Origin of the sequence: Neorhizobium puerariae (genome assembly GCF_042429745.1) — a bacterium.
GTDB classification, from domain to species: domain Bacteria; phylum Pseudomonadota; class Alphaproteobacteria; order Rhizobiales; family Rhizobiaceae; genus Neorhizobium; species Neorhizobium puerariae.
Genome location: NZ_JBHMAA010000006.1, coordinates 69,809 through 96,205, shown reverse-complemented (window position 1 = coordinate 96,205; position 26,397 = coordinate 69,809). Strand labels below are relative to the sequence as shown.

General features: G+C 63.4%; 23 protein-coding genes. 19 read left to right on the top strand and 4 right to left on the bottom strand.

What is annotated here, in order from left to right:
* Positions 1–94 precede the first annotated feature (94 nt).
* The gene (locus tag ACFFP0_RS03840) at positions 95–1,258 is read left to right on the top strand and encodes a muconate cycloisomerase family protein (RefSeq protein WP_377256478.1); all 1,164 of its coding nucleotides are present in this window, start codon (positions 95–97) and stop codon (positions 1,256–1,258) included.
* Between the two features lie 295 nt (positions 1,259–1,553).
* Here the strand turns inward: ACFFP0_RS03840 and ACFFP0_RS03835 are convergent, their stop codons facing one another.
* On the bottom strand, positions 1,554–2,429 hold the full coding sequence (locus ACFFP0_RS03835; RefSeq protein ID WP_377256475.1) for a dioxygenase family protein: 876 nt from the start codon (positions 2,427–2,429) through the stop codon (positions 1,554–1,556).
* 226 nt (positions 2,430–2,655) lie between these two features.
* Here ACFFP0_RS03835 and ACFFP0_RS03830 point away from each other — a divergent pair, with 226 nt between their 5' ends.
* Both ACFFP0_RS03830 and ACFFP0_RS03825 read left to right on the top strand, forming a co-directional pair.
* Positions 2,656–3,030: a hypothetical protein gene (locus ACFFP0_RS03830; protein ID WP_377256472.1), complete on the top strand. Its 375-nt coding sequence runs from the start codon at positions 2,656–2,658 to the stop codon at positions 3,028–3,030.
* Positions 3,027–3,872, top strand: coding sequence for an alpha/beta fold hydrolase (locus tag ACFFP0_RS03825; RefSeq protein WP_377256470.1), 846 nt, complete (start codon positions 3,027–3,029; stop codon positions 3,870–3,872). Before ACFFP0_RS03830 ends, ACFFP0_RS03825 begins: the two co-directional genes overlap by 4 nt.
* 17 nt (positions 3,873–3,889) lie before the next feature.
* On the opposite strand, the gene ACFFP0_RS03820 is transcribed toward ACFFP0_RS03825, so the two are convergent.
* Positions 3,890–4,864: a LysR substrate-binding domain-containing protein gene (locus tag ACFFP0_RS03820; protein ID WP_377256467.1), complete on the bottom strand. Its 975-nt coding sequence runs from the start codon at positions 4,862–4,864 to the stop codon at positions 3,890–3,892.
* A 75-nt stretch (positions 4,865–4,939) separates the two neighbouring features.
* On the opposite strand from ACFFP0_RS03820, the gene ACFFP0_RS03815 reads away from it, so the two are divergent.
* The 14 genes from ACFFP0_RS03815 to ACFFP0_RS03750 all read left to right on the top strand — a co-directional run bounded on the left by ACFFP0_RS03815 (position 4,940) and on the right by ACFFP0_RS03750 (position 22,035).
* Positions 4,940–6,124 (top strand): acyl-CoA dehydrogenase family protein, encoded by a 1,185-nt coding sequence (locus tag ACFFP0_RS03815; RefSeq protein WP_377256464.1) that lies wholly within the window; start codon positions 4,940–4,942, stop codon positions 6,122–6,124.
* Positions 6,121–8,241: an acetate--CoA ligase family protein gene (locus ACFFP0_RS03810; RefSeq protein ID WP_377256461.1), complete on the top strand. Its 2,121-nt coding sequence runs from the start codon at positions 6,121–6,123 to the stop codon at positions 8,239–8,241. The genes ACFFP0_RS03815 and ACFFP0_RS03810 overlap by 4 nt, the downstream gene beginning before the upstream one ends.
* Positions 8,242–8,310: 69 nt before the next feature.
* Positions 8,311–8,781: a tripartite tricarboxylate transporter TctB family protein gene (locus ACFFP0_RS03805; RefSeq protein WP_377256458.1), complete on the top strand. Its 471-nt coding sequence runs from the start codon at positions 8,311–8,313 to the stop codon at positions 8,779–8,781.
* Between the two features lie 6 nt (positions 8,782–8,787).
* Entirely contained in the window at positions 8,788–10,284 is a 1,497-nt protein-coding gene (locus tag ACFFP0_RS03800) for a tripartite tricarboxylate transporter permease (protein WP_377256455.1), read from the top strand.
* Positions 10,285–10,366: 82 nt separating this feature from the next.
* Entirely contained in the window at positions 10,367–11,677 is a 1,311-nt protein-coding gene (locus ACFFP0_RS03795) for an alpha/beta fold hydrolase (RefSeq protein ID WP_377256452.1), read from the top strand.
* Positions 11,674–12,831, top strand: coding sequence for an acetyl-CoA acetyltransferase (locus ACFFP0_RS03790; protein ID WP_377256450.1), 1,158 nt, complete (start codon positions 11,674–11,676; stop codon positions 12,829–12,831). The genes ACFFP0_RS03795 and ACFFP0_RS03790 overlap by 4 nt, the downstream gene beginning before the upstream one ends.
* A gap of 16 nt (positions 12,832–12,847) precedes the next feature.
* On the top strand, positions 12,848–13,771 hold the full coding sequence (locus ACFFP0_RS03785; RefSeq protein ID WP_377256447.1) for an SDR family oxidoreductase: 924 nt from the start codon (positions 12,848–12,850) through the stop codon (positions 13,769–13,771).
* A 12-nt stretch (positions 13,772–13,783) separates the two neighbouring features.
* A complete protein-coding gene (locus ACFFP0_RS03780) occupies positions 13,784–14,683 on the top strand; it encodes a MaoC family dehydratase (protein ID WP_377256445.1) in 900 nt (299 codons plus the stop codon).
* A complete protein-coding gene (locus tag ACFFP0_RS03775; protein WP_377256442.1) occupies positions 14,680–15,684 on the top strand; it encodes an NAD(P)H-dependent flavin oxidoreductase in 1,005 nt (334 codons plus the stop codon). The genes ACFFP0_RS03780 and ACFFP0_RS03775 overlap by 4 nt, the downstream gene beginning before the upstream one ends.
* On the top strand, positions 15,684–16,457 hold the full coding sequence (locus ACFFP0_RS03770) for an enoyl-CoA hydratase/isomerase family protein (protein ID WP_377256439.1): 774 nt from the start codon (positions 15,684–15,686) through the stop codon (positions 16,455–16,457). The genes ACFFP0_RS03775 and ACFFP0_RS03770 overlap by 1 nt, the downstream gene beginning before the upstream one ends.
* 10 nt (positions 16,458–16,467) lie before the next feature.
* Positions 16,468–17,619, top strand: coding sequence for an acyl-CoA dehydrogenase family protein (locus ACFFP0_RS03765; protein ID WP_377256436.1), 1,152 nt, complete (start codon positions 16,468–16,470; stop codon positions 17,617–17,619).
* 12 nt (positions 17,620–17,631) lie between these two features.
* Positions 17,632–18,750 (top strand): acyl-CoA dehydrogenase family protein, encoded by a 1,119-nt coding sequence (locus ACFFP0_RS03760; protein ID WP_377256433.1) that lies wholly within the window; start codon positions 17,632–17,634, stop codon positions 18,748–18,750.
* 1 nt (position 18,751) lies between these two features.
* Entirely contained in the window at positions 18,752–20,851 is a 2,100-nt protein-coding gene (locus tag ACFFP0_RS03755; RefSeq protein WP_377256430.1) for an acetate--CoA ligase family protein, read from the top strand.
* A gap of 233 nt (positions 20,852–21,084) precedes the next feature.
* Positions 21,085–22,035 (top strand): Bug family tripartite tricarboxylate transporter substrate binding protein, encoded by a 951-nt coding sequence (locus tag ACFFP0_RS03750; protein ID WP_377256427.1) that lies wholly within the window; start codon positions 21,085–21,087, stop codon positions 22,033–22,035.
* A gap of 208 nt (positions 22,036–22,243) precedes the next feature.
* Here ACFFP0_RS03750 and ACFFP0_RS03745 read toward each other — a convergent pair whose 3' ends face one another.
* Both ACFFP0_RS03745 and ACFFP0_RS03740 read right to left on the bottom strand, forming a co-directional pair.
* On the bottom strand, positions 22,244–22,423 hold the full coding sequence (locus ACFFP0_RS03745; RefSeq protein WP_377256425.1) for a hypothetical protein: 180 nt from the start codon (positions 22,421–22,423) through the stop codon (positions 22,244–22,246).
* Positions 22,424–22,789: 366 nt separating this feature from the next.
* Entirely contained in the window at positions 22,790–24,001 is a 1,212-nt protein-coding gene (locus ACFFP0_RS03740) for an NnrS family protein (RefSeq protein WP_377256423.1), read from the bottom strand.
* Positions 24,002–24,182: 181 nt separating this feature from the next.
* Between ACFFP0_RS03740 and nirK the strand changes: the two genes are divergently transcribed.
* Together nirK and ACFFP0_RS03730 are read left to right on the top strand one after the other, a co-directional pair.
* Positions 24,183–25,316 carry a copper-containing nitrite reductase gene (gene nirK, locus ACFFP0_RS03735; protein ID WP_377256420.1) on the top strand — a complete coding sequence of 378 codons (1,134 nt, stop codon included), beginning with the start codon at positions 24,183–24,185 and terminating at the stop codon, positions 25,314–25,316.
* An 89-nt stretch (positions 25,317–25,405) separates the two neighbouring features.
* Entirely contained in the window at positions 25,406–26,311 is a 906-nt protein-coding gene (locus ACFFP0_RS03730; RefSeq protein WP_377256417.1) for an SUMF1/EgtB/PvdO family nonheme iron enzyme, read from the top strand.
* The last annotated feature ends 86 nt before the right edge of the window (positions 26,312–26,397 follow it).

Sequence of the window (26,397 nt, the reverse complement as noted above, 5' to 3'; positions counted from 1 at the left end):
CATCGAGGTATCGCGTCAGACCTAGCAAGTATTGGACAATGCACGTCTGGCCCGCCACGATTGCCTGACATGGCGATCAGCGCGGATGGAAATTGTGACAGCGACCATAGACCGAATCGAGACCTTCATCGTCGATATTCCAACGATCAGAGGGCACGTTCTCTCCATGGCGACGATGAAAACCCAGTCCGTGGTGCTGGCGCATGTGCGCTTTTCCGATGGCTCTGAGGGATGGGGCGAGGGGGCTTCGATCGGAGGCCTGTCCTACGGTCCCGAAAGCGTCGAGAGCATCAAGGCGGCAATCGATTCCTATGTCGCACCGGTCCTGCTCGGATTGGACGGCAATCGCATCGCGGCGGCTTCCGCCTTGACCGCGCGCATGGTGAAGGGAAATCACGCCGCCCGGGCGGCCGTGGAGACCGCGCTGTGGGACGGACTTGGCCGGCGGGCGGGGCTGTCCGTCGCGCAACTCTTCGGCGGCCGGGTCCATGATCGTCTTCCGGTGGCCTGGACGCTTGCTTCCGGCAACAGCCAGACGGATATAGACGAAGCCGAACGGATGCTCGAAAACCGCCGCCATCGGGACTTCAAACTCAAGATCGGCAAGCGCTCCGTCAAGGATGATCTCGCCCATGTCGGCCTGATCGCCCGTGCGGTCGGCGACCGCGGAACGATCCGGGTGGATGTAAACCAGGCCTGGAGCCTGTCGGACGCGCGTTATGGCGCCCGCGGCCTCCAGGAGATCGGTTGCGTTCTCCTGGAGCAGCCGGTGGTGCGCGATCGTGTCGGCGACCTCAAGGCATTGACCGACGGGTATGAGATCGCGGTCATGGCGGACGAGGTGCTGCAAGGCCCGGCCGACGCCATGCGGGTGGCTGCCGAACGCGCCGCCGATGTCTTTGCCGTCAAGGTATGCCAGTCGGGCGGGTTGGCACCGGCGGCGGAAGTCATCGCCATAGCCCGCGCCGCCGGTATCGGCCTTTACGGCGGGACGATGCTGGAAAGCGGTCTCGGCAGCGCCGCCGCCCTGCAGCTTTTCGCCACCGTGCCGGAAATGACGTGGGGCACGGAATTGTTCGGGCCTCTGCTACTGGTCGACGAAATCCTTGCCGCCCCCCTGCGGTATGACGATTTTTCAGTCTACGTTCCGGAAGGGGCCGGCATCGGCGCTGAACCGGACTCGGACAAACTCGACTTCTATCGCCGTGATCGTGCGCGTAGCGTCGGTGCTCCCATGGCCGTTTCGGTATCCCGCTAACGCTCGCGGTCCATGGTATCGGCGTTCGCCTCCAGGAGGCGAACGCACGAAGCTCCAACCATGGCTGTTTGGATTCAGTCGCGTCGGGAGATATTCCCGGACGATCCAGGGACTGCTTCCAGCTCGTTCTTTCACAAACAGAAAGGCGCCGCGCTACAGCATCGGCCCGAAAATCGGAATCGCTTTTCGGGCCGATGCGTAAATTCAATAGGTTAGAGCGCCGTGCGTCCGAAAAGACGCACGGCGCTCTAAGGCGCGACGCCGATATCCTGATCGATGAAGATTGCCGGACCGGTCACTCGGCCGCGACGGATTGCGCTTCCGATTGCCGTTTCAAGGTGAAGTCGAAGCGCACATACAGGTCCGTGTCGTCACCCGGCCGTGCGGGCAGGAACTTGGTGATCAGGCTGTCCTTGACGGCAAAGACCGAATCTTCGTTCAGCCAGGCGCTGTCCTCGTCGAAAATCTGGCTGACGAGCGTGCGGTAGCCATCCTTTGCGAGAATGAAATGCAGGTGACCGGGGCGGTTCGGGTGATGCCCCATGTAGCGCAGCAGTTCTCCGGCCGTCTCATTGTCCGGAATAGGATAGGGAACCGGCCTCAGCGCCTTCAGGGAGAAATGGCCGTTCTCGTCGGTTTCGAACCGGCCGCGCAGGTTGTAGTCCGGCTGGTCGGGATCGTGGTTCTCATAGAGGCCGTTGGGAGCGTCTTCCCAGATATCGAGGATTGCTCCGGCCAGCGGGCGGCCTTCGCCGTCGCGGACATAACCTTCCACGAGCACCGTCTCCTCGCCGTCGAAATGCTTCTGCACGGTGGAAGCGCCTTTCGGCAGCACGGGTGGATTTTCCCGGTAGAAGGGACCAAGAACCGTGGATTCGCTTTCGGTGCCCTTTACCGGGTTGGAAAGCATGTCGACAAGCACTTCGACGCCGAGGATATCGCCGAGAAGGATGAATTCCTGCCGCTTCTCGTCACAAACTTCGCCGGCGCGGGCGAGGAACTGGCAAGCGTCGATGAATTCGTGATGCTGTAGCTTCACCTCGCGACAGAAGCCATGCAGGTGCCTCAGCAGCGCGGTCATGATCTCTCGCTGCCGCTCGGTAATGGGACCGTGGCGTCCGAGTGACGCGATGACCACATCGGTGACATTTTCAATGGTGACGTTGCGCACGTTGCCTCCTCCTTCGAGATAACTGAAAGCCGTCTCCTTCGGCTTCTGATGAAAAACATTCACCCTGCCGCGGGCATCGCCAATGCTTGCTGGGGTATGGATCGATACCCGCGAGGGCGCCCGATAGCGTGGTATTGCAGAAATATGCTCCATCTGCGCGCATGCCGTCACTGGTGAACAAACCCTGACGCTGGCCGGATCGATGAAGCCCTGCCGGAGGAACCGAATGCTCGCTACCCTGCAACGGATGAAATCCCGTCTGAACGAAACCCCTCATCTTCTGCGGCTCGGCAGACTTTTCAGCGAAACCGTGCTGATCGAAATCTCCGGCGAGGAATTCTACCTCACGTTCCGGGACGGACGGCTTGAAGCCATTGTCGAAGGCCCAAGCCGCAAGACGCCCTGGCGCTTTGCCCTGCGAACGGACGCGGAAGCCCTGGCGAAATTCTGGGAGCCACGCCCGTCGCCTGGCTTCCATGACATTTTCGGGCTCGTGAAGATCGGCCGCGGACGGATCGACGGAGATATCCTCGTTCTCGTGAAGAATCTGAGGTTCTTCAAGGAATTCATGGCACTGGCGCGTGGCGGAGAGCAAGAATGACATTCGAACCGATCATCGGACGCTACCTGAACATCACGGTCGCTGGCCGGGAGCAACGCATTTACGTGGAGAGCGCCGGCGTGGGGATTCCGGTGATCTGCCTCCACACGGCCGGCGCCGATACGCGTCAATGGCGCCACATATTGAACGATGCCGACCTGGGGCAGGGATACCGGTTTTTTGCGTTCGACCTTCCATGGCACGGCAAATCATTGCCGCCCGAGGGCTTCGAGACCGAGGAATATCTTCTGAGCACCGACGTCTATCTGGAGACCGTTCTGGCGGTCGTCTCGGCATTGAACGTGACGCGCCCGATCCTTGCCGGATGTTCGATGGGCGGGCGGATCGCGCTTCAACTCGCTGCGCTTCATGCGGATCGCTTTTCTGGCTTCGTGGCCATCGAGGCTTCCGACTTCCAGCCTGCCTGGTACGATATCGACTGGTTTCATCGGCCGGATGCCCATGGCGGCGAAATGGGGGCCGCGCTCGTTTCCGCCAATATCTCACCCCATGCGCCGCCGGCCGAGCGGTGGAACACGCAGTGGATGTTCATGCAGTCCGGGCCCGGCGTCTTCCGTGGCGATCTTGCATTTTATACGCAGGACCGGAGCCTGGTCGACAGGCTGTCCCTGATCGACACGCGCGTTACGCCCGTTCACATCCTGGTCGGGGCCTACGACCTGACCTGCACGCCCGAGGATGCGCGCCGGACCGCTGACGCAATCGCCGGCGCGACGCTGACCGTGATGGATGAGCTTGGCCATTTCCCGATGTCGGAGCATCCACGCGCCTTCCGGCCCTATTTTGTCGGCGCGCTCGAGAGGACGAAGGGCACGCGCTGAGAAGCCTCAGGCGCGTTTCAGGGAGCTTCGTTCAGGGCCGTCTTCTTCGCACTTCCCTTGCTGCTGTTCCTGTCACCGGTTCCGCGCTTGAAAAATTCGGCCGGCAGGTTGTTCAGTCCGAGCAGCCAGTCGATGAAATGCCGCGTCGGCGTGGAGACGGATTTCACGGTCGGCCAGACGATATAAAAGGACGATCCTGTCCGCACGGGGCGCATGAAAGGCCGCACCAGCCGTCCGGAATCCAGTTCGTCGTGCAGGATGTCGATCTGGCCTATGGCGAGACCAAGTCCGTCGCGCGCCGCGCCATAGGCCAGCAGCGAGCTTTCGAAGATCATGCCGGGTCCGTCCGGCAGTTCCACGTCGGCGGCATCGGCCCAGAGGTTCCATTCCCGGCGACGATATTTCGCATGGAGAAGCATCGCCCGCGAAATATCCGAGGGGGTGCGAAAGCCGTTGAAACGTTCGGCATATTCCGGGCTGCAGACGACGTCGATCGTCTCGTCGAAGAGCTTGCGGCTGCGGGCATCGCCCCATTCCCCCTGGCCGAGCTGGAAGGCGAGGTCCAGATGCGTCCCACGGAAGTCCAGCGGCTGCACGGTCGTATCCAGGCGCACCGAATGACCCGGAAACGCGTCATAGAACCGGCTCAGCCGGGGCGAGAGCCAGTAATGCACAAGAGTCGGGTAGATGCGCAGATGAACGACCTGCTCGCGTTCGCTTTGCAATACTCGATGGGTGGCCAGTTCGAGATCATGGAACAGGCCGATGATCTCGCGGCTGAAGGAACGCCCCACGTCGGTCAGCTTGACCGAGCGCGCGCCTCTTTCGAACAGCTGTACGCCGAGATAGTCCTCCAGAACCGTGATCTGACGGCTGATGGCGACCTGGCTGATGCCCATGTAGTTCGCAGCGGCGGTGAACGTGTTGTATTGGGCGGCGATGGCAAAGGCCCTGAGCGGATTGAGCGGCAGGTTCCGGTACTTCTCTGCCATAACTTTTTGTTTCCCATGCTAGACTAGAGACATCATTATCGCCGCCGCCCTCTTCGGTCAAAGTGAGATTGACGAATGCGGAGGGACTGGGAAGAGATGGATTTCAAACTGACCGAGGAGCAACAGATCTTTTTCGATTCTGTCCGCAGGTTTGCTTTGTCCGAATTGGCCGAAGGAGCGGCCGAACGTGCCAATGCGAGCGAATATCCCTGGGATGTGGCGCGGCAATTCGCGGAGATGGACCTTCTGGGGATCGCCTTTCCCGAGAGTGACGGCGGCATGGGAGGTTCGCTTGTCGATGCCGTCCTGGCGATCCGCGCGGTCGCGGAGGTCTGCCCCAAATCCGGCGATGTGATCCAGGCCTGCAATTTCGGCCCGATCCGGACCTTCGTCGAATACGCCACGCCCGAGCAGAAGAAGCGGTTCCTGCCGTCTCTCCTTTCCGGCAAATCGCTGATCTCGCTTGGCATGTCCGAGCCGGGCGCCGGATCTGCGGTGACCGAGCTTACCACGTCGCTGACGCAGGATGGCGACGGCTGGCGGCTCAACGGGTCCAAGATATTCGGCACCAACAGCGTCGAGGCGGGCGTCTACCTCGTTTATGCCCGTTTCGGGGCCGGTACGCATGGCATCGGATCGGTGTTGGTCGAGCGCGGCATGGAAGGGTTTTCCATCGGCAATCCCTCCGAGTTCATGAACGGCGAATCCTGGGCGCCGCTCTTCTTCGACAATGTCTTCATTCCGAAGGAGAACATCCTGCTCGGCGAGGGCGGCTTCAAGAAGCAGATCTCCGGTTTCAACGTCGAGCGTCTTGGCAATTCGGCGCGCGCGGTGGCGGTGGGGCGTCATGCCTTCAATCTGGCGCGCGAGCATGCGCTGGTGCGCAAGCAGTTCGGCCGGCCGCTGGCCGAGTTCCAGGGGCTGCAGTGGAAGTTTGCGGACATGGAACTCAAGCTCTCGGCTGCGGAGCTCTTGCTGATGCGGGCGGCGGTGAACGCGGCGGATGCGCCGAACGGTCTGCCCTCGGCGCAGGATACCGCGCTGGCGAAGCTGGCCTGTAACGAGGCGGGTTTCTTTGCCGCGAACGAGGCGGTGCAGATCATGGGCGGGCTCGGCTTTTCCACCGAAAGCACGGCGCAATATTGTCTGCGGCGCACCCGCGGCTGGATGATCGCCGGAGGTTCGCTGGAGATCCTGCGCAACCGCATCGCCGAGGGTATTTTCGAGCGCCGTTTCGATCAGCGCGGAGACCGGAAGTGAGACGTTATGACGACGAGGCCCTGCGCAAGGCCCTGATCGCGCCGGAAAGCGTAGCGCTTGTCGGCGTGTCGGGCTCGGCGGGGAAGCTGACGGCCCGGCCGCTGGAATTCCTCCAGCGCAACGGCTGGCAGGGCCGGATTTGTCCGGTCAACCCGACGCGGGACGAGATCGCAGGGTTGAAAGCCTGGAAACGGGTCTCCGATATCGAGGGCGGGGTCGATCACGCCTATATCCTGCTCAACGCCGAGCCTGCGCTGGAGGCGCTGGAAGACTGCGCGAGCGCCGGGGTGAAGGTCGTTTCCGTTCTGGCCGACGGCTTCGCCGAGGCGGGTGAAGAGGGGCGCAAACGTCAGGAGCGTCTCGTCCGTCTCGCGGAGGAGGCGGGCATCCTGCTCGTCGGGCCGAACTCGACCGGCGTTGTGTCGACCGCGTCCGGTTTCATCTGCACGACAAATGCGGCTTTCAAGGCATCCGATATCGGTAAGGGGCGGCTTGCGGTCCTGTCCCAGAGCGGCAGCGTGATCGGAACGATGCTTTCGCGCGGCCAGGCCCAGAATACCGACTTTTCGGTGCTGATCTCCACGGGAAACGAGGCTGCAGCCGGCGTTGGCCGAATGGGCCAGCTGCTGCTCGACGATCCCGGTACCGACGGATTCATCCTGTTTCTGGAGACCATCCGTGACCGCGAGGCGTTGGAACTGTTCGCCCGGGGTGCCCATGCGCGCGGCAAGCCGGTCGTCGCCTATATGGTCGGCCGCAGCGAAGAGGGGCAGGCGCTTTCGGTCTCGCATACCGGAGCGCTGACAGGGGCGGCGCGCTCTGTTTCGGCCTTCCTGCGGTCTGTCGGCATCCGGGAGGTCGAATCCTTCGATTCGCTGATCCCCGTCGCGCGGACGCTTTCGCACAGCGCGCTCAAGCCCGGGCGGCCGCGTGCGGTGACCGTGGTCTCGACCACCGGCGGTGGCGGCGCGATGGTGCTTGACCAGATCGCGCTGCGCGGCGTGCCCATTGCGGGCCTGTCGGAGGCCTCGCGCGCTTCGCTTTCCGCACAGGGAATTCCGCTGGGACATGGGAAGCTGGTCGACGTGACACTGGCGGGCGCGCGCTACGAGCCGATGAAAGAGGTGATCCGCACGCTTTCCGCCGATCCGGCCACCGGGCTTCTGCTGGTGGTGATCGGCTCCTCGGCGCAGTTCAATCCCGAGCTTGCGGTGGCGCCCATCGTCGATGCAAAGGCAGAGGTCTCATCCGATGCCGCCCCGGTTCTGGCCTTTCCATTGCCGCATGCGCCCGAGAGCCTTGCCATGCTCGAAGCGGGCGGCATTCCCGCGTTCCGCACGGTCGAAGCCTGCGCCGAAACCATCGCGATGATGTTCGATCCGTTGCCCGCGCCTGTTGACGCGAAGGATTGCGAATTGCCGGCCGAAGCGGCGGCGCTGATCGCCACGCTGGCGCCCGGCACCCAGGATGAGGTGACCTCAGGCCGAGTAATGCAGGCACTTGGGGTTTTTGGACCGGCGTCGACGCTGCTGGACCCCGAGGCGGATCTGCCCGACGATATCGGTATCGCCTATCCCGTGGTGGCAAAGCTCGTCTCCCCCGATCTCCCGCACAAGACCGAGGCTGGAGCGATCCGTGTCGGCGTGCCCGACCGGGCGGCGCTGATCGAGGCGATCAAGGCGATGAAAGCCTCGGCGGAGGCATATCGTCCCGGCTATCGCCTGCAAGGCATTCTGATGCAGGAAATGTGCCATGGGCTGGGTGAGGCATTGATCGGCATTTCCCGCGATCCGGTGGCCGGTCCGATGCTGACGCTCGCCATGGGGGGCGTGATGACGGAGATCTATCGCGACAGCGCTGTTCGTCCGGCGCCCGTCGATCTCGCGACGGCCCGGTCGATGATTGCCGAGGTCAAGGGTTTTGCCTTGTTTTCGGGCTATCGCAACCGGACGAAAGGCGATCTGGACGCGTTGGTGCGGACGGTGGCTGCCGTTTCGAGACTTGCCGCGGCCGAACAGATCGGCGAGGCGGAGATCAATCCGATACTCGTCAGGCCGGAAGGAAAAGGCGTAGTCATGCTGGACGCTCTGCTGCATGTGGGAAAGTCCCACGCTTAAACAGGCCTGACCGATTCCGAGGAGGGAGCCGGCACGACCTTTGCAGATGGACAAAATGGGAGGGAGGAGATGGTCATCAGTGATATCCGCGATCTGCTGGGCGGGGCGCTGCTTGTCCTGATCGGCGGCGCGACTGCGATTGCTGCTCAGCAGTACGGGATCGGCAGTGCGACGAATACGGAGCCGGGCTTCTTTCCCATGATCCTGGCCTGTCTGCTGCTTTTGGTCGGTGCAGGAGTGATGCTGTCGGCGCTGGATTTTCGGGGCACGAAACCGAAGGGGGATTCCCTGCGGTTCGACCTGTGGCATCTGTGGTGCCTTGTCGTGGTTGCGGGCGGCTTCGCCCTGTTCGGCCTGCTGCTGCCGGTTGCGGGGCTGTTCGTGACCTGTTTCGTCGCCATCGCGGCGATCGGTTTCGGTTCGCGGCTGCTGACGCCGGTCGGCGCGCTGACGGTGGCGCTGGTGCTTGCGGTCGTGGCGGTCGTTCTGTTCCGTTACCTGCTGGACCTTCAGGTGCAGGCCTGGCCGTGGGGAGGTTGAACGAAAATGTGGGATAATATCGTTCTGGGTTTCAGCGCGGCTGGAACGCTTGTGAATCTTGGCTATGCGCTGGCCGGCGCGCTTCTCGGTACGCTGATCGGGATCTTGCCGGGGCTTGGTCCTCTGGCCACCATAGCGATCCTCCTGCCGTTCACCTACGGGCTTGAGCCGCTTTCGGCGCTGATCATGCTGGCCGGAATCTACTACGGCTCGGCCTATGGCGGATCGACTACAGCCATCCTGATGAGCCTGCCCGGCGAGACGGCGTCGACCGTCACGGTGCTCGATGGCTATCAGATGGCGCGCAAGGGCCGTGCCGGGGTGGCGATCTCGACGGCGGCCATCGGATCGTTCGTCGCGGGCACCATCGGCACGCTGCTGCTTGCAGCCTTTGCGACGCCTCTTACCCGGGTCGCGATCGGTTTCGGGCCCAGCGAATATTTCTCGCTGATGACGCTCGGCCTTGTCGGTGCGGTCTCGCTCGCGTCGGGCTCCATGCTGAAATCGGTGGCCATGGTGATTCTCGGCCTGCTGCTGGGGCTGGCTGGAACGGACTCCAACACGGGCGTTCAACGGTTCACCTTCGGGTTGCCGCAGCTGTGGGACGGGATCGACTTCATCGTCCTGGCGGTCGGGCTGTTCGCGTTCGGCGAGATCTATTCGACACTGGCCGACCGCAAGGTTCCCGACTCAAGTGCAAATCCGATCAACAGCCTGTGGCCGAACCGGGAGGACTTCCGCAGGATGATCGCCCCGATCCTGCGCGGCACGGGCATCGGTTCGCTTCTTGGCGTGCTGCCCGGGGCCGGCATCTCGATGTCCTCCTTCATCGCCTACAGCGTCGAAAAGAGGGTTTCGCGTCATCCCGAACAATTCGGCACCGGCGCGATCGAGGGGGTGGCGGGGCCTGAATCGGCCAACAATGCCGCCGCGCAGACCGCCTTCATTCCGACACTGACCCTCGGCATCCCGGGTAGTCCCGTGATGGCGCTGATCCTGGGCGCCTTGATGATCCACAACATTCAGCCGGGACCGAACGTCATGAGTTCCCGTCCGGAACTGTTCTGGGGGCTGGTGGCTTCGATGTGGATCGGGAACCTGATGCTGGTGCTGCTGAACCTGCCGCTGGTCGGCATCTGGGTCAAGCTGCTCAGCGTGCCTTACCGGCTGCTGTTCCCCGGCATCGTCATGTTCAGCTGCATTGGCGTCTATGCCTCGGGTTTCGCCTCGTTCGACCTCTATATGACGGCTGTTTTCGGGGTGATCGGGGTGATCCTGAAGATACTTCGCTTCGAGCCGGCGCCTCTTGTCCTGGGCTTCGTGCTCGGTCCGATGCTTGAGGAGAACTTCAATCGCGCCTTGGTCCTCTCCGACGGTTCGCTGATGACATTTGTCGATCACCCGCTGCCCGCCGCCATGCTGGGGGTCGCGGCCCTTCTGATCCTGCTGATGGTCTTGCCGAAGTTTCGCGCCAATCGCGAAACGATGTTCGCCGACGAGTGAAGGTCGCAGGACGAGTATAATGGCACGGCCCGGTTTTCCGGGCCGTGCCCGTTTCATTTCACGGTATCGAGGAAGGTGAAGGATGCATTCGTCCATTCGGTTTCTGGCTGCGGACAGACCCTGGCTTCTCCTGGTGCACGGGATGTTGACCAATGCGCGGCATTGGCTGCCGAACCGGGACAGCCTCGGCCGGGTCTTCAACCTGGTGCAGGTCGATCTGCCCGGCCATGGCCGCAGTCCGGCCCCGGCCGACCCCGCAACGATCACCGCGGCGAACCTGATCGGGCGGCTGGATGAAATTCGTGCGGGGCTTGGTATCGCCCGCTGGTATGTTTGCGGGCAGAGTTTTGGTGCGGGACTGACGCTGAACTATGCGCGGCTTTATCCCGAACGGGTGATAGCCCAGGCCTTCACCAACGCACGGGTGGTTCTGCGACAGAATGACAGCCCTGCGGAAGCCGCGGTTCGGGCCGAACGGTTGGAGCGCCTGCGTCGGGACGGCGCGGCCGCGCTCAGAAGCGAACATTTCCATCCGCGCTTCGCAAGGCGCTTTCCGCCTGATCTGCGCCTGATCTTGAGTGAGGATGCCGACAGGATCGACTTGCCGACCTATATCCGGTTGGTTGGAGAGGTGATGCCGGCGCTCTCGCTGAGAGGTGTTCCGGATTCGGCCCCCACGGTTCCGACCTTGCTGATCAATGGCCGCCATGAACGCGTCTTTCAGCCTGTCCGGGAGGAGCTTGCCGCACTCTGGCCCGATCTTTCGATCGCCGATATCGATGGCGGCCATTCCGTCAATGTTGAAAATTCGACCGGTTTCGAAAATGCCCTGCTGGATTTCTTCGTAGGCCATCTTCCGCTTGGGTCTCACCGGGGTACTCATAACAAAACATTTGGCATAGGTGATGGGAGCCGAGTTGAACCCATGCCACCAACGGGCCTATCCATGGAAGCAGAGGAGACGGGGAGGCGGGTATGGCGACCGTCCACCGATCATGGGGGGAGTATGAACAGGATCGAACGGTCACAGCTGCAGATATGGCAAGACCATCTGCGTGCGAACGAGTTGACCTATCAATTCAGCCCGGATGCCGGCAAGGCGGTCTTCTATCCGCGCCTGGTCTGCCCCCATGGCGGGACTGCTCCGCTGGAATGGCGCGTCAGTTCCGGCCGCGGCACCGTCTATTCGATCTCATGCGTGCATCCCGTGAAAGGTGATCCCTATCCGGTGGCGCTGATCGATCTCGACGAGGGTTTTCGCATGATGTCGACGATCGAAGACGCGCTCGGCGACCCGCAGGAAATCGGGCGTCGCGTTCGTGTGACCTTCCGCCCGGCCGAAGGTGATGATGCTCCGCCGCTTCCGGTTTTCGTCTGGGAGGATGCGCAATGAACGTCTTTCCGAAGCGTGGCGGCAGCGCCATTGTCGGTGTCGCCGAAAGCGATCTCGGCGTCGTTGCGCCGGGCACGACGCCTCTCGACCTGATGGGCCAGGCGATCCAGGAGGCGCTTGCCGATTGCGGTCTCAGCCTTGCCGATGTCGACGGGGTATTTTGTGCGGCGAGCCAATTGCGCATGCCGACACTGTCGCTGTGCGAATACCTCGGCATCCGGCCGCGCTATTACGACTCCAGTTATATCGGCGGCGCCTCGTTTCAGAGCCTTGCCGCCCATGCGGCGCTGGCGCTGGAGGCCGGGCTTTGCGATGTCGCGGTCATCGCCTATGGCTCGACCCAGCGCAGCGCGCGGGGCAAGTTCACGCCGCAGCGCGACATGAACGATTATGACGGGCTTTACAATCCGCGCCTGCCGGCCACCGGTTATGCGCTTGCCGCAGCCCGCCACATGCATCTTTACGGCACCACCCGCAATGATCTGGCCGATATCGCGCTGGCCGCGCGGGCCTGGGCACAGAAGAATCCGCGCGCTTTCGATCGCAGGCCGCTGACGCGGGACGATGTGCTGAATGCGCCCATGATCTCTTCGCCGCTGGGTGCGAAGGATTGCTGCCTCGTCACGGACGGCGGCGCAGCCATCGTCATGGTGCGGGCCGACCGTGCGCGCGATCTGCGCAGGAAGCCGACCTACCTGCTGGGCGCGGGCGAAGCACAGGAACATCATTCGATTACCCAGATGCCCGAGCTCACCGAGACCGGAGCGGCCCGTTCCGGCGCGCAGGCCTATGCGATGGCAGGGCTCACTCCCAAGGACATCGACGTGGTGCAGGTCTATGACGCCTTTACGATCACGACGCTGCTTTTCCTGGAGGATCTGGGCTTCTGCCCCAAGGGCGAGGGCGGCCGCTTCGTTCAGGATGGCGCCATCGCACCGGGCGGCGTGTTGCCGGTCAACACCTCCGGCGGCGGATTGTCCTACTGCCATCCCGGCATGTTCGGACTTTTCACCATGGTCGAGGCGGTTCGTCAATTGCGCGGCGAATGCGACGACCGCCAGGTTGCCCATGCCGAAACTGCAATTGCCCACGGAAACGGCGGCGTCCTGGCCGGTCAGGCCACGCTGATCCTGGGCGCCTCATCCACACTCTGACGGAATGGAAATCGACATGACTGCGAAACTACTGAAAGACAAAGTCATTCTTGTCACCGGAGCAGGCCGTGGCGTCGGCCGCGAGATCGCGCTCTGCGCCGCTCGTGCCGGGGCCAAGGTGGTGGTGAACGATCTCGGCGCCTCGCTGACCGGGGAGGGGCGGGATGCGAGCCCCGCGCAGGAAGTCGTGGATCTGGTCCGCGCCGAAGGCGGCGAAGGGGTCGTCAACGGCGACAGCGTCGCCACGGCCGAGGGCGCGCAAGGAGTGGTCGATGCCGCCATTTCGAATTTCGGCCGTATCGACGGCGCGATCCACAGCGCGGGTATCCTGCGGGACGTGATTTTCCACCGCATGACGCCCGAGGATTTCGAGGCGGTGCTGCGTGTCCACCTGTTCGGCGCCTTCAATGTCTCCCATGCCTGCGCGCCGCATTTCAGGGCGCAGGAGAGTGGTGCTTTCGTGCACATGACATCGACGTCCGGTCTGATCGGCTCGTTTGGACAGGCGAATTATGCCGCGGCCAAAATGGGTATCGTTGGCCTGTCGCGCGCAATCTCCCTCGACATGGCCAAGTTCAAGGTTCGCTCGAACTGCATCGCGCCGCATGCCTTCAGCCGGATGATCGAAGCGATCCCCGGAAAAAGCCCCGAGGAGCAGGCCCGCGAAATGGAAAAGCGCCGTACCAGGACCCGCGCCGACCAGATCGCTCCGCTGGCGGCTTTCCTCTGCTCGGATGCGGCGGCGGGGATCACCGGCCAGATTTTTGGCGCACGCGGCAACGAGGTCTATCTCTACAACCAGCCGCGTCCGATCCGCACCATGCACCGCGATGACGGATGGACTGTCGAATCGCTGGCTGAACGGCTGCCGAATGCCTGGGCATCCGCCTTTACCCCGGCCGAGCGCACCAAGGACGTTATCGGCTGGGACCCGATCTGAGGGAGGCGACCGATGGCTTTGAACGTCGATGCTTTGGAGGCCTGGGACTTCCCGCGGCTGGAGCAGGATTATGACGACAAGGACACGATGCTCTATGCCGTGTCGCTTGGCTTCGGGCAGGACCCGCTTGATCCTGCCCAACTCCCCTTCGTCTTCGAGAAAGGGTTGAGGGCGGTGCCGACCATGCCCGCGATCCTCTGCCATCCGGGGCGCTGGACGGCGGACCCCATGCTCGGCGTCACCCTCAACAAGGTGGTGCATGGCGAGCAGCGTGTCTTCCTCCATGGAGAACTGGCGCCCGAAGGACGGCTTTACGCCCGTGCGAAAGTGATGGCGGTCGAGGACAAGGGCGAGAAGGGCGCGGTGATCCATGCCGCGCGCACCATGTTCGATGCTGTCACCAACGAGCCGGTGGCCTCGGTGCTGCATTCGACCTTCTGCCGGGCCGATGGCGGTTTCGGGCGCGACTTCGGCCCTGCGCCGCAGGCAATGCCTTGCCCCGAGCGCGCACCGGACCTGGAAGTCGATGTCGGGACGCGTCCTGAACAGGCGCTGATCTACCGGCTGAACAGCGACCGTAATCCCCTGCATGCCGATCCGGCCTATGCCGCGAAGGCAGGGTTCCACCGGCCTATCCTGCACGGGCTGTGTACCTATGGCCTTGCGGCGCGAGCGCTTCTGCCCACGGTCGCCGGTGGTGACGCGGCGGCGATCCGGTCGGTCGAGTGCCGTTTCTCGCGGCCGGTCTTTCCGGGCGAGACCGTGCGTTTCCAGATCTGGTCGGAGGCCGATCGTGCCTATTTCCGAGCCCGCGTCGAGGCGCGGGACATCACCGTGCTGGATGCCGGCCGCGCGCTGCTCGGTAGCGGCCATCAGGCTCCGGACTATGCGCTGACGGAGGAAATGGCGTGAGCCTGCCCGAAGCGTTCCGCGGCCGCCTGCGGCTGCCTGTCATCGCCTCGCCGATGTTCCTTGTCTCAGGGCATGAACTGGTCGTGGCGCAGTGCAAGGCGGGGATCGTCGGCTCTTTCCCTTCGCTTAATGCGCGGCCCGAAGTCGAACTTCAGGTTTGGCTCACGACCATCCGGAAAACGCTGGCGGCGCATGATGCTGCCAATCCCCGTTCGCCGGCAGCACCCTATGCCGTCAACCTGATCTCGAACAAATCGAATGCACGCTTCGACCATGACGCAGGGGTCTGCGTCGACAACGAGGTGCCGCTGCTTTTGACTTCACTTTCGCCGCCGGGCGATCTGGTCAGGGCCGCGCATGGCTATGGCGGCCTCGTGTATCACGACGTCACCACCGTGCGTCATGCCGAGAAAGCGCTGGAGCAGGGCGTGGACGGGCTGATCCTCGTCTGCAACGGTGCGGGCGGGCATGCGGGTACGGCCAATCCCTTCGCCTTCTATTCCGAGGTCCGCAAGTTCTACGACGGCACGATCGTGCTTGCCGGCGCGATCGGCACCGGCGGCGCGCTTCATGCCGCGCTGAGCCTCGGGGCGGACATGGTCTATATGGGCAGCCGTTTCATTCCCGCAGCCGAAAGCCGCGCGCCGGACGACTATCGCGCGATGGTGGTCGATGCGACGCTGAAGGATGTGGTCTATACGCCGTTCTTCAGCGGCCTGCCTGCCAACTATCTGCGGCAAAGCATCGCCGCCGCAGGGCTCGATCCCGAAGAGGTGGCTGCCGCAAGCCGGGACAAGACGCGCTATCAGGCGGGTGCGCGGTCGGAGGCCAAGGCCTGGCGCGACATTCGCGGGGCCGGTCAGGGCGTGGGCCTGATCGACCGGGTGCAGCCGATGGCCGATATCGCCGATCAGCTTGAACGGGAATGGCTGGCCGCTCAGGCCGCCGATGACGCTGCGGGAGCCGCAAGAGCGGGCTGGCTGCGCAAGGGAGGAAAGTGATGGGCATTCATCTGGAAAAGTCGGAAGGCATCGGCCGCATCACCTTCGATACGGCGGGCCGGCGCAATGCGCTGTCGCCGGAAGAGCGTTACGAGATGGCCGGTATGGTGCGCGACTTGCGTTTCGATCCCGAGGTGCGGGTGGTTCTGCTGCGCGGCGCCGGCGAGGATTTTTGCGCCGGTGCGGATGTCTCGCGCATGGGCAAGGATGCGCAGGGCAGCGCCCGGGCTAGGATGCAGCGCGGCGTATGCGGCGTTGCGCGGGAACTCGCGGCAATGGAGAAACCGGTGATTTCCGCCGTGCGCGGGGTAGCGGTCGGCTTCGGCTGGTCGGTGGCACTGGCCTCGGACGTGGTGATCGCATCGGAGACGGCACGCTTCTCGATGATCTTCGCCAAGCGCGGGCTGGCTCCCGATGGCGGGGCCATCCACTTCCTGATCCGGCATATCGGGCAACTGCGCGCCAAGGAACTTGCCTTCTCGGCCCGCATTCTCGGCGCAGACGAGGCGCTGGGCATGGGGCTCGTCAGCCGTGTCGTCGCCGACGACCGGCTGGATGCCGAGGCGGAGGAATACTGCCGCCAGCTTCTGGCCATGCCGACGCTGGCGCTCGGCATGACGCGGCATCTATTCGAGGTGGCGACGGCGACCGATCTCGACACCTATCTGGATGTCGAGGCCTACACCCAGTCCTTCCTGAACCAGAGCGAGGACTACAAGGAGGCGATCGCGGCCTTCATGGAGAAGCGGCCCGGCGTCTATCAAGGGCGCTGAGGGCAGCGAGATGACCGATCCCGCACCCGACTGGAACGCCATGGCGGAAGAGGATTTCCGCCGGATGCTGCGCGATTTCATCGAGACCGAATGCCCGGCCGAACTGCGTCACTATCCGCACCGCTTTCCCGCCGATGTCTCCATGCCCTGGTACAGGGCGCTGCACCGGCGGAACTTCATCGCGCCCGGCTGGCCGGTGGAATATGGCGGCATGGGCCTGCGTCCCGACCGCCACCTGATCTTCATCGAGGAGATGGAGGCGGCGGGCACGCCCTGGCTGCACGATGCCGGTGTGAGGAACCTCGGCCCCGCCATCATCGCCTGGGGCACCGAGGTGCAGAAGGCGCACTACCTGCCTCTCATGCATTCGGGCGAGCATATCTGGTGCCAGGGCTATTCGGAACCTTCCGCCGGGTCGGACCTCGCTAGCCTTCAATGCGACGGGCGGATCGAAGGGGACCGCATGGTCGTCAACGGCCAGAAGATCTGGACGACCTCGGCCCATGTCGCCAACCATATCTTCGCCCTTATCCGCACCGACCGTACGGGGCCGAAGCAGGAGGGCATCAGCTTCGTGCTGATCGACATGGGCCTGCCCGGCATTACCGTGCGGCCGATCGAGAACCTCTCCGGACATCCCGACTTCTGCGAGGTGTTTTTCGACGATGTCGTGGTGGGCACCGATTGCATCCTCGGGGAGCCGAACAAGGGCTGGGCCGTCGCGCGGTCGCTTCTCGGTTTCGAGCGGATCTGGGCAGGCTCGCCGAAACGCGCCTTCAAGGTGCTCCTGGCGTTGCGCCGTCTGATGGAGGAGCGTGGGTTGCTCGCCAGCGACTATTGGCGCGACCGGCTGGCCCAGGCCATCTTCGATACGCAGGACGCGCAGGACATGTATGGCGGTTTCGCCGATCTGGTGCGCGCCGACGGCAAGGTCGGGGTCGAGATATCGGCGCTGAAAATCTGGTCCACCGGCACGTTCCAGCGTTTGTCGGAACTGCTGCTGGAAGCGGCTGGCAGCGACGCTGCGCTTGCAGGCGAGGGCGCCGCCGATCTGCTGGCGCCCTATTACGAAAGCCGCGCGCCGACGATCTTCGCCGGCACCAACGAGGTTCACCGCAACATTCTGGCGCGCTCGGTTCTGGGCCTGCCGAAGTCCGATTGAGGAGGAAGAGCGATGGCATCCATGGATGCGGATACCGCCGCCCTTCTGCGGGAGGCGGTGGGGAAACATGCGGAACGTACGGCCGATGGCCGTGCCGTCCGGGCGCGACGCAACGATCTGCCGGGTCATGCGCCGGAAACGCTGGCGGTGATGGCCGAACAGGGATGGCTTGCCCTGGCGCTGCCGGAGGATTCGGGAGGTCTGGGTCTCGGCGTGTCCGCCGCCGGTATCGTGGCCGAGGGACTTGCCGGCTGTTTCACGGCCGATCCGTTCCACTCGCTGTTTCTGGCCGGAAGGGTGCTCGTCCATGCGGGTGCTGGCGCCGAATTGCTGGCCGGGCTGGCCACCGCCGAGGCGTTGCCCGCCCTGGCCTGGCAGGAAAACCCTCAAGGGTTCCGATTGGCTCCGCCCGCCACGACTTTCGCCGCAGGCCGGGTGAGCGGACAAAAGGCATGGGTCGCGGGTGCGGCCGGAGCCAGCCATTACATCGTCAGCGCTTCCGGCCCGGATGGGCTGGCGCTCGTGCTGGTCGAGGCCGGGATTTCCGGATCGCAGCTTTCGCATGATTTCCGGGCCGATGGCTCCCCCACGGGGCGGCTGGCGCTGGATGCGGCTCCGGGTACGGTATTGGCAACAGGCAAGGTGGCGGAACGGGCATTGCGCGCCGCGCTCGATGAAACCTCGGTTCTGGTTGCGGCGGAACTCATGGGGCATGTCGACCGGATGATGGCCCTGGTCATCGAGCATCTGAAGACGCGCCGGCAGTTCGGCAAGCTGATCGGCGCCTTTCAGGCCCTGCAGCATCGCGCCGCGGACATGTTCGTGCATCAGCGGCTGGCGCGGGCGGTGCTGGATGCGGGGCTGGCGCGTTTCGACGAACTGAGGGACCCGGTCGCGCGTGGAATGCAGGCTGCCCGGTTGCGCGCCCGGCTGAACGATACCGCCCAGCTCGTCATCCGTGAAAGCATCCAGCTTTTCGGCGCGATGGGCATTACCGACGAGAACGACCTCAGCCTGCATGTGAAGCGCTGCCTCAGCCTGATTTGCTGGCTGGGCAGCAGCGTGGAGCAGCGCGGCTATTACATGGATCTGGCCGAACCTCAGGGTCAGGCGGCCGAAGGGAGAATATAGGATGAACGCAGCAGTCAATCCGGGTGGGCTCGACGCCCTGTTTCGACCGAGGAGCATCGCGGTGATCGGGGCTTCGGACGATCCGCGCAAGATCGGCGGCCGCCCGATCCGCTACATGCTCGAAGCGCAGTCGCAGGTGAAGGTCTATCCCGTTAATCCGACACGCCCGCAGGTCCAGGGGCTGACCGCCTATCCCACGGCGACGGCAATTCCCGAACGGGTCGATCAGGCGATCATCGCCGTTCCCGCCCGGCAGGCCGAAGCGGCGGTCGCCGATGCCTGTGCGGCCGGCGTGCGTTCGATCGTGATGTTCAGCGCCGGTTTTGCCGAAGCCGGGGAAGAGGGCGCGGCCGCCCAGGCGCGCATGATGAAGATGATCCGCGATGCCGGCGCGAGGTTGCTCGGCCCCAATGCCATGGGATCGTTCAATACCGCCGAGCGGATCTTCTCGACCTTTTCGACCGCCATGGATCGCGGCACGCCCGCCGTGGGGCGTGTCGGCATGGTCAGCCAGAGCGGTGCCGTCGGTTCCTATCTGCAAAATCTCGTCATCAGCCGGGGAATGGCGATTTCCAAATTCGTCGCCACGGGCAACGAGGCCGATGTGCAGGCGGCCGAGTGCCTGGAATGGATGGCGCTGGACCCGGATACCGATGTGCTGATGCTCTACATGGAGGGTTGCCGGAACGGTCCGGCGCTCATCCGGGCGCTGCGCATGGCGCGGCAGATGCGCAAGCCTGTCATCGTCTTCAAGGCCGGCCGGACCGAGGCCGGCCAGTCGGTGGCAGCCTCCCATACCGGCGCGCTGGCGGGTTCCGTGCAGGTTTTCGACACCGTGTTGCGTGAGGCGGGGGCCTGGTCATGCCAGACGCTGACCGAGATGGTGGATGTCGCCTATGCCTGCGCGCAGGGCCGCCTGCCGCCGGACAAGACGCTGGCGATCGTGACGGTCTCGGGCGGGGTCGGCGTCATGTCCACCGATGCCGCCATGGAGGCGGGGATCGAACTTCCCCCGGTCTCGGAGGCGACTCTCGCCGAAATCCAGAAGGAACTGCCGCTGGCGGTAGGGCTCAATCCGGTCGACACGACCGCCCAGACCGTGGGCGACCGGGCGATGCTGACCCGCGCGGTGGAACGCGTTCTGCGCGACCGGCCGTTCGGATCGGCGATGCTGTTTTTCGCCAACGCCGGACGCAATGCGCGCGACATGGAGATCCTCTCGGAGCCGCTGCGCGCGCTCAGGGCCGAGTTTCCGCTGACCCAGCTTGCCCTTTGCGTCCAGACCACGCCGGAGTACCGCAAGCAGCTGGAGGACCTGGGCTATCTGATATTCGAAGACCCGGTATTCTGCGTGAAAGCCCTGGCTGCGGCGGCCGAACTGTCGGCCGTGCGCAGGCGGCCGCTGATGCTGCCTGAACTGGCAAAGATCGCTCTCCTGACGTTGGCGCACAGCCCTGACGAGGCGCAATCGAAGGAAATTCTCGCCAGGGCCGGATTGCGCTTCGCCAGGGAAAGCGTCGCTGCAACCCCGGACGAGGCGGTCGCTGCCGCCGAGGCGATGGGCTATCCGGTGGTCATCAAGGTCCTTTCCGCCGAAATCGGCCACAAGTCCGAGGTGGGTGGCGTGGCGCTGAACCTGACGAATGAAGACGCCGTTCGAGCAGCCTTTGCGCGTGTCACGGACAATGCCGGCCGCGCGGTGCCCGAGGCCGAGATCAGGGGCGTCACCGTGGGGCAGATGATAACCGGCGGTATCCAGACCATCATCGGCGGTCATCGCGATCCGACGTTCGGCCCGATCGTCATGTTCGGGCTCGGCGGCATCTATACCGAGGTGCTGAAGGACACCGTGCTGCGCACGGCGCCCGTCACCCATGAGACCGCGCTGGAGATGATCCGCTCGATCCGCACTTTCGCGATCCTCGATGGAGCGCGGGGACAGGAAAGGGCCGATCTCGACGCCATCGCGGATGCCATCGTCAGCGTGTCGCAGTTCATCGCCACACAGGGCCCCGAGGTCGAAAGCGTCGAGATCAATCCGTTCATCGCCTTGTCGAAGGGCGGTTGCGGGGTGGATGCATTGATCCATGTGCGGGGCTGAGACAAGCCACTTCGAGCTTCGTTCCGGACGTATCAGGCATAACCGCAGCTCATGCATTCACAGCCTTATGTCAGTTGCCGGAAGGGCAACGGGGCGGCCTAATTCAAGCCGGTGAGGAGAAAGAGCCGGACGGTCCGGGAAGACGAGGATGCCGGCGGTCCGGCTTTGGGCCGGGCAATACCAAGAATATCAAGGCGGCCGCCCGAAGATGGACCGCAGAGGAGGAGCACTTCATGAAACTGGGATTCAAGACGCTGTTGGTGGCCTGCATATTGGCTTTCAGCGGAGCCGCGCGCGCCGATATCGCTTCGCAATCGACGATCCAGATCGTCGTCCCGTTCAATCCCGGAGGGTCGACCGATCCCTTCGTTCGCTTTCTGGCCGATGAATTGCAGGGAAAGCTGGGCAAGCCGGTGATCGTCGTCAACAAGCCCGGAGCCGGCGGAGTGGTCGGCACCGCCGAGGTCGCCCGCGGCAAGGGCGACGGTTCGACGCTGCTGTTCTCCAGCTCGTCGTTCCTGACGGCCGCTGCCTACAATCCGAAGGCTGGCTACGATCCGGTCAAGGATTTCAAGACGATTTCGGTCATGGGCTTTAACGAGTTCATGATCATCGGCTCGCCGGCAGCCGGGGTGAACTTGCTTGAGGACCTGTTCGCCAAGAACAAGGCCGGGCGCGTCGTCATGTCGACGGCGGGCGTCGGTTCCTCGACCCATTTCGTCGGCCAGATGGTGTCGAACGAACTGGCGCTGAAGCCGCGGGTTCTTCACATGAAGTCTTCGGGCGAGGCGATGATGGAAGTCATCGCGGGCCGAGCCGATTATTATGTCGGCTCCGTCGGTTCGTCGGCTCCCTATTTGAGCAACAATCAGGGCAAGGCGCTGCTCTACCTCGGCAAGGGGCGGCGGACCGAATTCCCCGACGTGCCATCGGCCGCGGAAAAGGGGTTCGAGGAGGTCGAGGCCGCCCAATGGTTCGGTTTCTTCGCACCCGCAGGGATCAGCGATGCAGATGTGACCATGCTGAACCGAGCCGTGTCGGAAATCATGAAATCCGAGAAGGGAAAGAAACTCGCGGTCGACCAGGGCGTACGCTTCGAAGACTGGGATGCGGCGCAGTTCCAAGCGTATATGAGCAAGGAATTCTCCACCTGGCAATCTCTGGTCGCGGCGGGAATGCAATGATCCGGTGGCCGGTGCGTTCCCGCAAGGGCGTGCCGGCCGTCTGCGGCCTGCAACGGCTGCGCGATTGGCGTCCTGCCGGACACCAACTCCGCTCCCGTGACGGGCGTCTTGAGGCTGACGAGGCACGAGATCAGTCTCGTCATCCGTCTCTTTGGGTGGCGTCACCTTACGGGGATGAAGCCGCAGCGCGGAAAGTCCGCCATGGGCGTCAAGCGTCGTTCCGCCGGGTAAGCTTGGGAACGTACCAGACCAGGAGGGCGGCGATCACGATCAGCACGAGGGAGACGACCATCTGGTAGACGGGGTAACTCACATCGCCTTCGGAAACAAAGAAAGCGACGATCACGCCGGCCGCCGACAATATCGCCTGGGCTAAGATTCTGAGCATCAGGTTGTCCTTCCATTCGACAAGGCCGCGAAGGGACGTTGAGGAGACATGCTCCTCCTGTCGGCTGCATCGTCTGCAATCTCCACGCCCCTTTGCGAGAAACATCGCCAGAATGCCGCTTCCGATCGGTGGAGGATTTGACGTACGTCAAGAATGTCCCGCTTTCGATGATCTCCGCGGATTGCGCCGGATCACGACGCGCCTGGAATTCTCGCCCTGGAAGGCAGTTGGACGTCGTGCGAAACGTTTCACCATATCCAGCCGCAATGTTTTCAGTCGCCTTGTCCGAGGCCTTTAGACCGGGCTCCATCGCCGGAGCCGGATTGCTTCAGACGAGTGCACATTGCGGTGTGCTCGTCGCCATCGTCACAACTTGCGGCGGACACGCGTCAGCATCGGTGCGTATTCCATCACGAACAGGCCGAATGAAAGCAGCCAGGCAAGTCCCGCCAGCGCGTAGATAGCGTTCAGATGTTCCGGGAAGAGCGGTGCGCTGGGGCGCAGGATCGCGCACAGCACCATTGCCGCGTAGGATGCGACGGTGGTGCCCGAAGCGGTCAGAACCCGTCCCGTGTGGCCGCGGCTTGCCCTTGTCATGACGGCCAGCATCATCGTCGTCACCGTTCCCACGCTCAGCACATGGATCGCCGAGGTTTCGTCGAAAAGTCCCAGCGCGGCGAGCCCGATGGCGAGGAAACCCATGGGCACGAACAGGTAGGCGACATGCAGGATCGTCACCAGCATTTCCGCAGTCGTCGTCCAGCCCCGCCAACGCACAAGCCGTGCCGCGTGCATGACCGCGGCAAGCCCGGCGATCACCGCGACGAACGATCCGTCGCCGACAACGACCCATGCCGCCAGGGCAGCCACGCCGCAGAGAATCGCGGCCGTGTCGAAGCGGTCATAGGGGGTGGGAAAGTCGGTGCGTCCCGTCTTGTTGATCCAGTTGCGGGTGAAGCTCGGGATGATCCTGCCGCCCACGACGAGGATCATGGCGATATAGGCCGACAGGGCGAGCTTGATCCCAAGGGCGGGGTGCTGGCCGGTGATCACTTCCAGATGAAACAGGGTATTCGCGGCGGACAGGGCGAGCAGGCCGCCGATGACCTTCAGATCTTTCCACTTCCTGCCTGCGATTACTTCCCGGACGCAAATGAAAAGGAGGAGTGGCAGGAATACGCTGTCGACCAGAACAGCCGTGAGATCGCCGACATAGTCGGAGAGGAGGAGGGCAAGCCTGCCGGCAATCCAGACGAGGAAAAGAAAGACGAGCGGCCATCCCGAGACGGGCAGCCGGCCGGTCCAGTTGGGCACCGCCGTCAGCAGGAAGCCCGCCAGCACCGCGCTTGCGTAACCGAACAGCATCTCGTGCGCGTGCCAATGCACGGCGCCGTAGGAATCGGCCATTTCGACCACTCCGGCCAGGCTGCCGATCCACAGGAGCATCGTCGCGATGGCCCAGAGTCCGGCGGACAGGAAGAACGGTCTGAAACCATAGGAGAAGATCACGGGAGCGGTGGGCGAGAGGCCTCTCGGGATACCGCCGCGGCGGCTCCTCTGGGAGGAAAGATCGGTCATGGCAACATTCCTTCAATCGACGCCCGATCTATCTCGCACCGTTGTTTTCCAGTCTTTGCGAAGTCGCAAGCAAACAAGGGAAAGTTTGTTGCAAGTCAAAGAAGACGGCAGGGACCCGTCATAGCTTCTCCTTCGACAGGACGGCGATTAACTCCGCCCTTTGCTTCAAAGGAGAGGCATCATGACTGACAAATTTCAAATAACCAGACGCTCGATCCTGGCCGGTGCGGCATTCGTGGGTGCCATGGCTCCGGTTGTTCAGGCATCGTTCGCCAATGCCGAAGAGGCTGCCCCGACCAAGAAGAACCCGCCGGATCTGTCGGCCCTGCGCCGGGTCAAGGTGGACCTCGTCAAGCCGCCGTTCGTACACGCCCATCCCCAGAAGGCCGACGGCCCGCCGAAGATCGTCGAGTTCACCCTGACGATCCAGGAAAAGAAGATGGTGCTCGACAAGGAAGGTACCGAAATCAACGCCATGACCTTCAACGGATCGGTTCCGGGGCCGCTGATGGTGGTGCACCAGGGCGACTATGTTGAGCTGACGCTGATCAATCCCGATACGAACGAATTGCAGCACAATATCGACTTCCATTCGGCCACCGGCGCATTGGGCGGCGGCGCGCTGACCATCGTCAACCCCGGTGAAAAGGCGGTCCTCCGCTTCAAGGCGACCAAGGCCGGTGTCTTCGTCTACCATTGCGCACCTCCCGGCATGGTGCCGTGGCATGTCACGTCGGGCATGAACGGCGCGATCATGGTGCTGCCGCGCGAAGGCCTGACCGATGGCCACGGCAAGGAGCTGGTCTACGACAAGGTCTATTACGTCGGTGAACAGGACTTCTACGTTCCGCGCGACGAAGCCGGCAAATTCAAGAAATACGACAGCGCCGGCGAAGCTTATGAAGACACGCTCAAGGTCATGCGGACCCTCACGCCGAGCCACATCGTCTTCAACGGCGCCGTTGGCGCGCTGACGGGCGAAAACGCCTTGACCGCCGCGGTCGGAGAAAAGGTTCTGATCGTCCATTCGCAGGCCAACCGTGACACACGCCCCCACCTTATCGGCGGGCATGGCGACTATGTCTGGGCAACCGGCAAGTTCAGCAACGTTCCCGACCGGGATCAGGAAACCTGGTTCATCCCGGGCGGTACGGCCGGCGCCGCGTTCTACACCTTCGAACAGCCCGGCATCTATGCCTATGTCAACCACAACCTGATCGAAGCCTTCGAACTGGGCGCGGCGGCGCACTTCAAGGTTACCGGCGACTGGAACGACGATCTGATGACTTCGGTCGTCGCTCCCACCGGAAGCTGATCAGGCATGGCGGGGCAGGGTGACACCTGCCTCGCCAGTGCCTCCCGAGGGGCGCTTTTCTTACGACGGTTTCGCCTGAGGAGGCGAAGATGCCATGTACGAACCCAAGAACAAGACTCTCGATCCTCCGTACCGCGCTTCCGATCACGCTGATCGCCGCGTTGTCCGCAGGCATCTTCCAGCAGGCGGGCCTCTTCGAACCATCCCTCCGAGAGAACGGGGCTTATGAGCCGCAAACCGTCGTCATACCGCCTCGCACCTACAAATACCGGAGTGACGGCGAGTTCCTGAAAGGTACGGTGGCAGTCGATCCGCCGATGAAGACAGTGGCCGCCGAAAGTCTCACCATTACCAAATACCAGGTCACGGCGGCGGAATATGCCAATTGCGTCATGGACGGAGCCTGCGCTGCCGCCGATGCATCCTCGACCGCCGCCGCCGATATCCCCGTTACCGGCGTCAGCTTCGACGACGCGGTGGCCTATGCCCGCTGGCTTTCGGACAAGACCGGGGATTACTGGACGCTTCCGACGGACGAACAGCTTGCCCAGGCTGCGGGCAAGGGTTTTCCCGACGATGCCCTGGGGCTCGATCCCGACAACAGGAACCCGGCGATCCGCTGGCTGGCCGATTACGAGCGCGAGGCGCGGGAGAGGTCCAAACGCGATCCGGTGCCCAGGCCGTCGGGCGGCTTCGGCGAGAACGAATATGGTCTGGCGGATTTTGGCGGCAATGTGTGGGAGTGGACATCGACCTGTCACAGGCGGGTGCATCTTTACCAGAACGGTTCGGTTCGGGCTTCGGAAGCGATCTGCGGCGTCTATGTCACGGTTGCCGGCCATCGTTCGCCGGTGAGTTCCTTCATCCGCGACCCGAAAGGGGGCGGTTGTTCGGTCGGCACTCCGCCCGACAATCTCGGTTTTCGCCTCGTGAAGTCGACAAAATGGTACGCACCGCTCTTGAAGAAGCTGCGTGAAGCCGGACGGCTGACCTGAATCCCCAGGCGCGGCATCGCCGCGCCTTCGATCTTGTCGCGCATTGTGCTATGGTCACCGCGAAATCAGGATCGGGCCTGTCGAAT